The 11,580-nt window shown below is 66.2% G+C and carries 13 protein-coding genes; 3 read left to right on the top strand and 10 right to left on the bottom strand.

Annotation, left to right across the window (positions count from 1 at the left end; translation table 11 throughout):
- Positions 1-7 precede the first annotated feature (7 nt).
- The gene (locus tag IG171_RS06855; protein WP_212130865.1) at positions 8-862 is read left to right on the top strand and encodes a 3-hydroxybutyryl-CoA dehydrogenase; all 855 of its coding nucleotides are present in this window, start codon (positions 8-10) and stop codon (positions 860-862) included.
- A gap of 91 nt (positions 863-953) precedes the next feature.
- Here IG171_RS06855 and IG171_RS06850 read toward each other — a convergent pair whose 3' ends face one another.
- On the bottom strand, positions 954-2,213 hold the full coding sequence (locus tag IG171_RS06850; protein WP_212130863.1) for a PLP-dependent aminotransferase family protein: 1,260 nt from the start codon (positions 2,211-2,213) through the stop codon (positions 954-956).
- A gap of 131 nt (positions 2,214-2,344) precedes the next feature.
- Between IG171_RS06850 and IG171_RS06845 the strand changes: the two genes are divergently transcribed.
- A complete protein-coding gene (locus IG171_RS06845) occupies positions 2,345-3,064 on the top strand; it encodes a class I SAM-dependent methyltransferase (protein WP_212130861.1) in 720 nt (239 codons plus the stop codon).
- A gap of 156 nt (positions 3,065-3,220) precedes the next feature.
- Here IG171_RS06845 and IG171_RS06840 read toward each other — a convergent pair whose 3' ends face one another.
- Positions 3,221-3,685 (bottom strand): Hsp20/alpha crystallin family protein, encoded by a 465-nt coding sequence (locus IG171_RS06840; protein ID WP_212130859.1) that lies wholly within the window; start codon positions 3,683-3,685, stop codon positions 3,221-3,223.
- Between the two features lie 83 nt (positions 3,686-3,768).
- On the opposite strand from IG171_RS06840, the gene IG171_RS06835 reads away from it, so the two are divergent.
- Entirely contained in the window at positions 3,769-4,701 is a 933-nt protein-coding gene (locus tag IG171_RS06835; protein ID WP_212130857.1) for an AEC family transporter, read from the top strand.
- Between the two features lie 155 nt (positions 4,702-4,856).
- Here IG171_RS06835 and IG171_RS06830 read toward each other — a convergent pair whose 3' ends face one another.
- The 8 genes from IG171_RS06830 to IG171_RS06795 form a co-directional block, all read right to left on the bottom strand.
- Positions 4,857-5,372, bottom strand: a complete 516-nt coding sequence (locus tag IG171_RS06830) for a ferritin (RefSeq protein WP_212130855.1) — start codon at positions 5,370-5,372, stop codon at positions 4,857-4,859.
- Positions 5,373-5,500: 128 nt separating this feature from the next.
- Positions 5,501-6,937: an amidase gene (locus IG171_RS06825; protein ID WP_212130853.1), complete on the bottom strand. Its 1,437-nt coding sequence runs from the start codon at positions 6,935-6,937 to the stop codon at positions 5,501-5,503.
- Between the two features lies 1 nt (position 6,938).
- Positions 6,939-8,171 carry an amidohydrolase gene (locus tag IG171_RS06820; protein WP_212130851.1) on the bottom strand — a complete coding sequence of 411 codons (1,233 nt, stop codon included), beginning with the start codon at positions 8,169-8,171 and terminating at the stop codon, positions 6,939-6,941.
- Between the two features lie 79 nt (positions 8,172-8,250).
- Positions 8,251-8,979 carry a hypothetical protein gene (locus IG171_RS06815; RefSeq protein WP_212130849.1) on the bottom strand — a complete coding sequence of 243 codons (729 nt, stop codon included), beginning with the start codon at positions 8,977-8,979 and terminating at the stop codon, positions 8,251-8,253.
- A 10-nt stretch (positions 8,980-8,989) separates the two neighbouring features.
- Positions 8,990-9,736 (bottom strand): DUF5058 family protein, encoded by a 747-nt coding sequence (locus tag IG171_RS06810; RefSeq protein ID WP_212130847.1) that lies wholly within the window; start codon positions 9,734-9,736, stop codon positions 8,990-8,992.
- Between the two features lie 21 nt (positions 9,737-9,757).
- Positions 9,758-9,898 carry a hypothetical protein gene (locus IG171_RS06805; protein WP_212130845.1) on the bottom strand — a complete coding sequence of 47 codons (141 nt, stop codon included), beginning with the start codon at positions 9,896-9,898 and terminating at the stop codon, positions 9,758-9,760.
- A gap of 88 nt (positions 9,899-9,986) precedes the next feature.
- Positions 9,987-10,496 (bottom strand): hotdog fold domain-containing protein, encoded by a 510-nt coding sequence (locus IG171_RS06800; protein ID WP_212130843.1) that lies wholly within the window; start codon positions 10,494-10,496, stop codon positions 9,987-9,989.
- A gap of 487 nt (positions 10,497-10,983) precedes the next feature.
- The gene (locus IG171_RS06795) at positions 10,984-11,436 is read right to left on the bottom strand and encodes a transglycosylase family protein (protein ID WP_283091850.1); all 453 of its coding nucleotides are present in this window, start codon (positions 11,434-11,436) and stop codon (positions 10,984-10,986) included.
- Positions 11,437-11,580: the final 144 nt, after the last annotated feature.

Raw genomic sequence — 11,580 nt, 5'->3', positions numbered from 1 at the left:
GACGCTTATGAGCATTCAACGCACCGCCGTCATCGGCAGCGGACTCATGGGAGCCGGAATCGCCGAGGTGCTGGCGAAGTCCGGACTCGACGTGATCGTCCGTGAGATCAACGAGGAGGCCTCCGCCGCGGGCAGGGCCCGGATCGAGAAGTCGCTGAACCGCGCCGTCGAGAAGGGCAAGCTCGACGAATCCGCCCGCGAGGCGGCCCTGAGCAGGCTGAGCTTCACCACCGACATCGCCGATCTGTCCGACCGGCAGCTCGTCATCGAAGCCGCCAGCGAGAACGAGGAGATCAAGAAGACGATCTTCGCCGAACTCGATGAGGTCGTGACCGACCCCGAGGCGATCCTGGCCTCGAACACCTCGTCGATGCCGATCGTCCGGTTCGCCCGGGCGACCGCGCGGCCCGAACGTGTGCTGGGGGTGCACTTCTTCAACCCGGCGCCCGTGCAGCCGCTGGTCGAGATCGTCTCCTCCGTGCTCACCGCCGATGAGGTCAGGACCACCGCGACCTCGTTCGTGACCGATGTGCTGGGCAAGAACCCGATCCAGGCGGAGGACCGGCCCGGATTCATCGTCAACGCCCTGCTCATCCCGTACCTGTGCAGCGCCATCCGGATGCTCGAGTCCGGGTTCGCCACGAAGGAGGACATCGACGCGGGCATGGTGGGCGGATGCGCCCACCCGATGGGCCCGATCAAGCTCGCCGACCTCGTCGGGCTCGACACCTGCCTCTATGCGGCGCAGAGCATGTACGACGAGACGGACGATCCGGCGACCAAACCGCCCGTGCTCCTGTCACGCATGGTCGATGCCGGTCTGCTCGGCGTGAAGTCCGGTCGCGGCTTCTACGAGTACTGAGCCCGATCGACCGGGTATGACAGCAAACGGACCGCCTGCGAATCCCGCAGGCGGTCCGTTGTCATTGTGACCGAAGCGTCGGCACCGGCCCTCAGCCGGCCACGAGCTTCTCATAGCTGGCGAGTCTGACACAGGCGACGAGACCCTGAGCGGCCAATTCGACCTCCTCGAGACTGGGCATCGTCGGAGCGATGCGGATGATGCTGTTGCTCGGATCCAGACCATAGGGATGGGTGGCTCCGGCCGGAGTCAGTTTGACTCCCGCCTCGGCGGCGAGCTTGACCACGCGATCGGCGATGCCCTCCATCGTCGTCAGCGTGATGAAGTAGCCGCCATCGGGCCGCGTCCACCGAGCGAGGCTGTCGGGGCCGAGTCCCTTTTCGAGGGCACTGAGCACCGCATCGAACTTCGGGGCGATGATCTCGGCATGCTTGCGCATATGCGCTTCGACTCCCGCAGAGTCGGAGAAGAAGCGCAGGTGGCGCAGCTGGTTGATCTTGTCCGGGCCGATCGCGACCTTCCCGAGGTTCGAGACCATCCAGTCGACCGTGGCCGGGCCGCCGCCGAAGAACGACACGCCCGCACCCGCATGGGTGATCTTCGAGGTCGAAGCGAAGATCCACGCCCGTTCGGGGTTGCCGGCCTCGGCACACAGGGAGAGGATGTCGAGATTGTCCGGATGCTCCTCGCGCAGATGGTGCATTCCATAGGCGTTGTCCCACAGCAGGGTGAAGTCCACGGCCGCGGTCGGCATCGCCGCCAACTCACGGGCACGCTGTTCGGTGATGGTGATGCCGGTGGGATTCGAATACATCGGGACCAGCCACATCCCCTTGACGGCGGGGTCGTCGGCCAGACGCTGCGCCTCGGCGATGACCGGTCCCTGATCGTCCATGGGGATGCTCAGCAGCTCGAAGCCGAGTGACTCGGCCAGAGTGAAGTGCCGATCGTATCCGGGCACCGGGCACAGCAGCTTGTGCGGTCCATGCCCCCAGGGACGATCGTCGACGGCGCTGCCGTGGATGAGCGCGAAGGTCAGCGCCTGCGCCATGAATGTCAGCGAGGCGTTTCCACCGGCCAGGAGCTGATCGGACGGGACCCTGAGCAACGGGGCGAAGATCTCCCTGAGTTCGCTGATCCCCTCGAGCCCGCCGTAGTTGCGGGTGTCGACACCGCTGGGGGTGAACGCATCGTCGCCGGTGACGGTGGTCAGCAGGTCGGCGGCGAGGTCGAGCTGCTCGGGAGAGGGCTTGCCCCGGGTGATGTCGAGCTTGAGACCGCGGGAGGCGAACTCCTCGTAGTCGGCTGACGCCTCATCCAGGCGCGTTTGGAGATCGGAGAGTGTGGACATGCTGGCTCCTTCGAGCTGGGAACGGGGCTTGGCCCCATCCTATCGACTCATCATCGGAGGCCGAGGCTAGAGTGGTTCCTGATCGCCGATTGACGGTCGCAGCAGCCGGGGGAGTGGAGGACCGAGACGAGATGAGACCGCGGGCACAGTCATCGCACGGGCGCGGCTTCGGCGCTCAGGCCGAGGTCTACGACGAGGTCCGTCCCGGTTATCCCGCGGCCGCACTCGATCTGGCCGGCTCTGACTGGCAGGGGATGCGGGTGTGCGACCTCGGAGCCGGAACCGGGATCCTCAGTCGGGAGCTGCTCGCACGAGGATGCGAGGTGCTGGCCGTCGATCCCGATCCCGCGGCGCTTGCTCGCAATCAGGCACCGAAGCGGATCGGCACTGCCGAGGACACCGGTTCGGAAGCGGCGGCCTTCGACCTCGTCACCGTCGCCCAGGCCTGGCACTGGTTCGACGAGGCGGCCGCAGCCGCCGAGATCACACGCATCCTCACACCGGGCGGCAGGCTGCTCATCCTCATCAACCAGCTCGATGTGCGCATCGAGTGGGTGCTGCGGTTGAGCCGCATCATGCACGCCGGCGATGTCTACCGGCCGCACTACCGGCCGCGGCCGGGTGCGGGTCTGAGACTGACCGACCACCGCATCGTCGAGTTCACCACGGCACTCGATGTCGACGGCATCGTCGATCTCGCCCGGACCCGTTCGTACTGGCTCCGGTCGGATGAGAGAACCCGGGACCGTGTGGAGTCGAATCTGCGTGAGTACTTCCGCGATGAGCGCCCGGTCACCGATGCGATCGAGCTGCCGTACATGTGCCTGGCCTATCTCCTCGAACGCAGCTGATCGGCTGTGACCCGCCGCGGCCCTGAGCGGACGCCCGGCCGCGACGGGTCGCGGACCGGCCGGACGAGGCTCACGTGGGCAGCCCCCGGACACAGCAGGCGGGCCGCACCCGATGACAGGTGCGGCCCGCCTGGTTTCTGGTGGTCCGGGCGCGGATCAGCCTTCGATGCCCGCTGTCTCATCGGTCGACGTCGATTCGACGACCTCGGTGCCTCGGTTCGACGAGGTGTGCGACACGGTGATCTTCCGCGGACGTGCCTCTTCGGCGACGGGGATGGTCAGGGTCAGCACGCCGTCGCTGTAGTCGGCGCGGATCCTGTCCAGGGCCACCCGGTTGCCGAGTGTGAGCTGTCGGGCGTAGGTGCCGGTGGTGCGCTCCCTGGTCAGCCACTTCACGTCCTTGTCCGCGACCTCGGATTCGCGCTTCGCGCGAACGGTCAGCGTCCGGTCCTCGACATCGACGTCGATGCTGTTCGGGTCGACCCCGGGCATGTCGATGCGGGCGATGAAGACCTCTCCGTCGCGGTAGAGGTCCATCGGCAGGGTCGTGGAATTCGGTGTGCGGGTGACCTCGGTGAAGAATCGATCGAGATCACGAATGGGGTCGAATCGTGTAGCCATGTGCTTCCTTTCGTTCGGTTCCTACATTGAGTCAAACACACTCAACTTTGAAATGATTCCCATCTCATGAAACTCTCAGTTCTGTGAGTCTGGTACCGGTGCTTCTCGCCCTCCTTCCCGTGACCGTGCTCATCGCCTTCGGTCTCGTGCTCAGGCGACTGCCGGGATTCGGCAGTGAGGAGTTCTGGTCCGGGGCCGAGAGACTTGCCTACTACTGCCTGCTGCCCGTCCTCCTCTTCACCTCCGTCGCCGAGGTGGACGTGGCCCATGTCCCGCTCGCGCGGCTGGCCGCGGCCCTGGTCATCCCCACCGTGATCGTGTCCATCGGCATCGCTGCGGCCCGACGGGTGATCGCGCGCGATCTGCCCGGGTTCACCTCGGTGCTCCAGGGCGGCATCAGGTTCAACACCTATATCGCACTGTCGCTGGCCGCGAGTCTGTTCGGCTCCGAGGGCACGGCCGTGGCCGCCATCGTCGCGGCGATCCTCGTTCCCACGGTGAATATCGTCTCGAGTCTCGGATTCGAATTCCTGCGCACCGGTCCGAATTCGCTCGTAGCCCTGCTGCGCGGGATCATCACGAACCCGCTGGTGCTCGGCTGCCTGGCCGGAGCGGCGGCGAACCTCACCGGGGTGGGCCTGCCCACACCGGCCGCGGCCGTTCTCGACCCGTTGGCCGCGGCATCGCTGCCGATCGGACTCCTCTGCGTCGGGGCGGGACTGCGCCCGTTCTCGCTCGGTGAGCAGGCGCGGGCGATCATCGCCTCGACCGTGATCAAGCTGCTCGTGCTGCCGGGCCTGTCGCTTCTGTCCCTGCTGGTCTTCGACGTTCCCGCCGTGCCCGCGCTCGTGGGCATGATCTTCCAGTCGATCGCGACCGCGAGCTCGGGCTACGTCATGGCCCGGCAGCTCGGAGGCGACGCGAGACTGATGGCCGCTCTCATCGCCGGTCAGACGGTGGTCATGCTGTTGACGCTGCCGTTCGTGATGCTCATCGCCGAGGCGGTGCTGCGCTGAGGACCGTGTCCGATGACCGCGGCCGGACGGGGCGCCGGCAGGGACGAAAGAGAGGCGGCCGGTCCCCAGAAAAGGGGGCCGGCCGCCTCATCAGCCACTGGCGCTTTCAATCGGGACGAGCCGAACTCAGCCGCCGGTGATCAGGAGTCGAGCTGTCACTCGTTGTCGGCGTTGATGTCGGGATGGCGCGAACCGAGCTCGGCGTCGATGCGCAGGACACCGGAGCCGTCGTCACCGACGCGCTCGAGGCGGCCGATGATCTCGGAGATGCTCGACTCCTCCTCGACCTGCTCGTCGATGAACCAGTGCAGCAGCGGCAGGACATCGAGGTCGGCCTCGGCCTGCGCGGTGCGGTAGAGGCTGCGGATGGACTCGGACACCTTCTCCTCGTGGGCCAGGGCGGCCTTGAAGAAGTCGATCGGCTGCGAGCCGGAGACCTTCGGAGCGGCGATGTCGCCGATCTGCGGAGCGAAATCGCGGTCGAGGCAGTGCTGGGTGAACTTAGCGGCGTGGACCTGCTCCTCCTCGGACTGCGCACGCATCCAGCGCGTCATTCCGGGCAGATCGAGATCGTCGAGCTGAATGGACAGCTGCAGGTAGACCAGCGAGGCCTCGAGTTCGAGGGTGACCTGTTCGTTGAGGGCCTTCTGCATGGCGGGGCTCAGGTGCATCTGTTACTCCTTTGCGTTTCGAGACGGAACCTTTCCGCCTGCTCTGACAGTATCGTGACACCTTTTCTAGAACCATTCCAGTGTGGAAAGGCTCGGCAAACTCCGCGCAGGTTTGCCAAACCTGTCCCTCACAGCTGCGGATGCCTCGCGTGGTGGGCAGTGGCCGCCTCGAAGGCGTGGGCGATGCGCAGAAGTTCGACATCGGCGCCCGGGCGGGCCACGATCTGCACACCCACCGGCAGCCCCGAGGCGGAGAATCCGGCCGGAACCGAGACCGCCGGGCACCCGGTGGCCGAGATCAGGCACAGTGAGCGCATCCAGTCGAGGTAGTTCTCCAGCTGCACGCCGTTGATCCGCGTGGGATATTCGATGCCGGCGTCGAAGGGCAGGACCTGGCAGGTCGTGAGCACGAGCGCATCGTGGTCGGAGAAGAAGCGGTCGACCTCGGAGTGCAATCGTGCCCGAGCCGCCTCGGCCGAGGCGACCTCGGCACCGGTCAGGCCCAGTCCCATCCGGATGTTCCAGACCACCGAGTCCTTGATCCGATCCGGGTGGGCCTCGTAGAGAGCGCCCCAGTTCCCGACGAAGTCGAGCGCTCGGCGGACGCCGAAGACCTCATCGGCGTCGGACAGATCCGGGATCACCGTGTCCACTCCGGCCCCGAGTTCGCTGAGGACCCCAGCGGCGGCTCCGACGATGTCGGCCACTTCGTCCTCGACCGGAAGCAGACCGGCCAGGTCGGGACTGAACCCGATCCTGGTCCCGGTGAGATCGGGGGAGTCGTGCGCATCGAGTCCGAACTCCGGCAGGTCGAACACGCCGCCCGACTCGGGTAGGGACCCGGGCGCAGAGGGCTCCGGTCCGCAGGCGACGCTCATCAGCAGGGCGACGTCGGAGACCGTGCGGGCCATGAACCCGCTCTGCGAGAGCCAGGCATAGGGGTTGGCCGGGGGCGTGTGCGGGATGCGGCCGTTGCTCGGGCGGAAGCCGACGACATTGTTGAAGGATCCGGGGGAGCGCAGCGAGCCTCCCATGTCCGAACCGTCCCCGGAGGCTTGGATCCCGGCGGCGAGCGCGGCCCCGACGCCTCCGGAGGACCCCGAGGCCGACTTGGTCGGATCATAGGGGTTGACGGTCGTGCCGAAGACCTCGTTGAAGGTGTGCGAGCCCGCAGCGAACTCAGGCACATTCGTCTTGCCCGTCGTTGTGATCCCGGCCTGTCTGAGCCGGGCGATGATGAGCGAATCGGTCTCGGGAACACGCTCGGCCATGAGCGGCGAACCCCAGGTCGTGCGCATCCCGGCGGTGTCGTGCGTGTCCTTGTGCGTCATCGGCACTCCGTGGAGGGCACCGAGGCTCTCACCGCGGGCCGTCGCGGCATCGGCGGCCTCGGCCTGGGCGAAGGCAGCCTCGTCGTCGCGGGTGACGACGGCGTTGATGACGGGATTGACCTCGTCGATGCGTTCGAGATGCGCTTCCAGGGCCTCTCGGGCGGAGATGTCCTTCGCCGCGATCCGGGCCGCGAGTTCCCGGGTCGAGCACCACAGCAGTTCGTTATCGACCATGTCACCTCCCGACCTTGCTCAGCACCGCGGCCAGCCCGGCGCGGAGGCCCGTCGACAGTGTGGTCTCGATGTCGTCGGGGGCGAAGAACGGCGAGTGGTTTCCTGCCGGCGGTTCGTCGCCGCCGAATTCGGCGGGGGAGTAGCCGCCGAAGAACCAGTAGACATAGGGGACGTCGATGGCGTCGCCGAAGGCTCCGAAGTCCTCACTTCCGGTCACCGGGCCCTCGACGTGGACGTGTTCGTCACCGAGCTCGGAGGCCGCGCTGGCGATGAAGGCCTCGGCTTCGTCGGGATCGTTGTAGCAGCGGGGGAAGCGGTACATGTCCTCGATGAGGGGCTCGGGCGCTCCGGAGGCCAGCGCCTCGGCGAGGATGATCCGCCGGACCCGGTCGAGGACGACTTCGCGGACGTCCTCGTTGAAGGTCCGGATGTTGAGTTCGAACACGGCGGAGTCGGGGATGATGTTCTCCTTGAGTCCGCCGTGGAAGGTGCCGACGGTGACCACGGCCATATCGCGGCCGGAGATCTCCCGGGAGACCACGGACTGCAGGCGGGTAATCATATAGGCGCCGAGGACGATCGGGTCGACGGCGTTCTCCGGCTGGGAGCCGTGGGCCTGTCTGCCTCTGACCGTGACCTTGATGCAGTCGGACATGGCCATGGCCGTGCCCTTGCTGGCGTAGATGTGGCCGGCCCGACCGGGCCACACGTGCTGGCCGTAGATGACTTCGGGGCGGACGATCTCGTCCCAGAGTCCGTCGTCGAGCATGGCGCGTGCGCCCGCTCCGGTCTCCTCTCCGGGCTGGAAGAGCATGACCACGGTGCCCGACCACAGCTGGCGGTGCTCGACGAGGTACTTGGCCAGGTAGAGCCCGACGGTGATGTGGGTGTCATGTCCGCAGCCGTGCATGACCGCGGTCGTCTCGCCCCCGGGCAGGATGCCCTCTGCGGTCGAAGCGTAGTCGAGTCCGGTGTCCTCGGCGATCGGCAGACCGTCGATGTCGGCGCGGTAGCCGATGACCGGGCCCTTGCCGTTCTCGATCACGGCCACGACGCCGGTGCCGCCGTAGGTGTGGGTGGTCAGGCCCAGGTCCGTGAGGCGGGCGTCGATCTCGGCTGCGGTCCGCGTCTCCTGCATCGACAGTTCGGGGGTGCGGTGGAAGTCCTTGTAGTCGGCGACGATCCGGTCGAGGTCGGCGCTGATCGACTCACGCAGGGTGGGGTGGAGCGACATGATGTCCTTTCTGACGAGCTTCTTGTCATCTTCGCAGGGCTGAGGCGGGTTCGGCCTGCGCGTTCGCAGGGTGGAAGGCTCAGTTGATGCCCACCGTGCCGCCGTCGGTCTTCTTGTCGGTGACCGTCTTGTTGCGAGTGAACCAGGTGATGAGGATGGTCAGGAAGACCACGATGGCGACGTCGCCGGGGGCCAGGATCGGAACCAGCGGGATGAGCACGAGGATGACCAGGGCCGCCAGCCCGAGGGCGATGAGTGTCGACTTGACCTGGCGGAGGGAGGCGATGAGCTGGACGGTGACACCGCCGAGGATGGCCGGCAGGATGTAGAGCTTGGCCACGAGCGTGATCGGGGCCGGGATGAGGGAGACGAGCCAGGTGCCCAGCAGTCCGACGAAGAGGACCATCGAGGCCACGTGGATGATGGCGGCGCCGCAGATGGCCATGGTCGCCGCGTATTCGCCCCTGCGGGTGCCCGGCTTCGCCCCGATCGCGTCCTGGGCGACGATGGCCGAGGGCAGCAGCTTGTTCGCGACGTTGCCGATCATGAACGCCTGGTACATCCCGGCCGGTCCGAGGATCGGGAAGTAGGTGAGCGGTTCGACGATGTAGAACACACCGTAGACGGCGAAGACGGCGAGGAAGCCTTTGAGGATCTGTCCGAAGTCGATGTTCGCATCGGCGACGAAGAGCAGATAGAACGGCACCGAGGTGGCGATGAGGAAGCCGATGAACAGCGTGATCGAGCCCCATCTGGTCGTGGTGCGTTCGAAGGCCGCGTGGGACGGTGATGTGATGATCGATGACATGGTGGCCTCCTCAGGCTTCGGGCTGGCCGAGTCCGGCGTAGTGGGCGAAGTAGGCCGCGACGAGGCCGATGAGCAGTGAGATGCCCAGCCCCCATTCCTTCAGCCAGTTCTGCTTGAAGGTGCGAGCCAGGAACAGGCAGATGCTCATCGCCACGGCCGAGACGACGACGGCGACGACATGCGTGGGCGACTTCGGGAGCTCACGGAAGGTCAGTGCCGCGAAGGCCGCGAGCAGCGCGGCGCCCGGAATGATCGACATCAGCGCGGGGTTGACCTTCTCGAGTCGGTTCGAGCTGCGTTTGAAGATCGGGGTGAGGATGAGCGTCGAGATCATCCAGCCCGCACCGGAGAGGCTCATGGCCATGAGAGCGACGATGAAGACGCCGCGGGTGAACGTCTCATCGCCGAGGTTGGCGCCCATGGTCCCGGCCGCGAGCGAGGCGGAGGCCACCTCGGTGGCGGCCGATCCGATGAGGCCGACGCGGACGATGACCGGGGGAGTGCCGAACAGCGGCAGGAGCGCGATGGCCACGAGCACGACGGACAGGGAGGGCCCGATCGCGGCGACGCCGCCGGCGCGGAAGGCCGAGCGGACCTCCTGTCGACTCATCCCGGCCGATTCGGCGTTCTTCTTCACCGCGGACATGTAGATGAGCGACTGAACGACGACGACGCCCATCACCGCCAACGCCAGAATCCAGAGAATCGGGGCATTCGCGAGGCCGATGTAGTCGGCCGATCCACTCGCCGTGACCATGGCAGGCTCCTCACTTCGCTGTCACCGGAATCGCGCGTGCTGAGTCCACGACGCCGTGTACTCGATCACGTGTTCCAGCAACGTATCGCGAATGAGTCCCAGATCACAGGGATGGCGGCACAGTTCCCGACTGCCGGGAACGAAGTCGCCGATGACGGTCATGGCCGGAGTCGATCAGCCATGACCGGAATCGATCAGCCGGCGCATCGGCGGGGGAGTCGGCCGTGCGAGCTGCCGTCCCAGGCGCTGTCTATCGATCCTTCCTCCTGGAGATGCGCATGGTGATGTGCGCGGTGACGAATGCATTGCCGTCAGCGTCGAGGACGTCGACGGGTACGACCAGATCGAACGGATCGTCGTCGAAATCCGGGATCCGGTCGAGGCGGGCGATCGCAGTCACGCCTGTAGTGGCCTTCGCATTGTAGTCAACGGTCATTCCGCTCGGAATCCAGCGATGCGAGGGCGGGACCGTCGCCTCGGTCATGACGCCAGCGGCGATCTCGGCCATATTGCACGAGGCGATGGCGTGATAGGTGCCGATGTGATTGCGCACCCCGCGGCGGTTGGGCGCGCTGACGCGGCACAGACCCGGGCGGAGTTCCCGGATGCGCGGATGGACGGTGCGAAAGTACGGCGCCTTGAAGCACACGCCCTGTGTGAACAGCCATCTGCCCAGCGGCTGCCTGCTCAGCTTCTGCCAGAGTCTGTGGATCGCCGCCGTGCCGACGGCATCTGCTGCGGTTGTGGTGTCTGCGGCCATGGGTGAGTCCTTTCCGGCATCGGCGCCAGGGGAGTGGGTCACAGTCGAGGTCGCGGGCCTCGAGACCCGGTGAAGTTACTCACCAGTAGACCGTATCAGGTGCTCGCTTGAATGGCAGGATGCTGAGCTCGGTGATCGGCGGAATGCGGAAGTCGGTGTCCTGCGGGTGCCGTCCTGAGGATGCCGATGCGAGACGGCGGGCGCCTTCGGGTTCTGACACGGTCGAGCGGGACCGGGGGCAGGGGTGCGTCACGTGGGTGCCGTGGTGCGTCGCGGAGGCGGGGAGAGCGGCTCTCACTGTTTACTTAACATAATGTATATTATCGGTGTTCCACGCAGCATCCGGACCACGATCGTCCGAGCCAGTCGCTGTCGCACGCACTCACTGCGGAGCGGCGACCGCAGAGACAGCGATGGCCGCGTACGAGACTCTTCTCGTACGCGGCCATGAAGGTCAGTCGATTGACCTCAGGGGTTCGCTGTGGACTCAGCCGCCGATGGTGACGTTGCCTCCGAGGCCGACCTTGCCGCTGTCCTTGGAGTCGCCGTCATCGCTGGAGCCGCCGCCGTCATCGGCAGCACCATTGGACTTCGTCAGACCGGCCTTCTCACCGCATACCGGCCAGGCGCCCGGTCCCTGCTCCTTGAGGACCTTCTGGGCAATGCGGATCTGTTCCTTCTTGCTGTGCTGATCGGCCGTACCGGATCCACCGAAGCCGGTCCAGGTCTGCTGCGAGAACTGCAGGCCGCCGTAGTAGCCGTTTCCGGTGTTGATGTGCCAGTCGCCGCCGGACTCACACTCGGCGACCTTGTCCCAGACGCCTCCCTCGGATGCCTGAGCCGGTTCGCCGGCGCTCAGACCGGTCATGCCCGCTGCGGCAACCGCACCGGCACCGACGAGCAGGGCGACCTTGCGAAGGCTTGTGCTGTAGAGGTTCACTGTGTCATCTCCAAAGTACGACTGCATTTCGGTTCTGTAACCCGGCCGTTACCGAGCTGTTATATACCGTAACGAATCCCACGCACTGTTTGAACCCGAAAGAGCCGAATCGGCATCCGAATCCTCTCCGCACAGCTTCAGCGG

The sequence above is a fragment of the Brevibacterium sp. SMBL_HHYL_HB1 genome, from assembly GCF_018208375.1.
GTDB classification, from domain to species: Bacteria; Actinomycetota; Actinomycetes; order Actinomycetales; family Brevibacteriaceae; genus Brevibacterium; species Brevibacterium intestinavium.
Note: the sequence above shows the minus strand (reverse complement) of the source record. Positions and strands in the feature narration are given on the sequence as shown.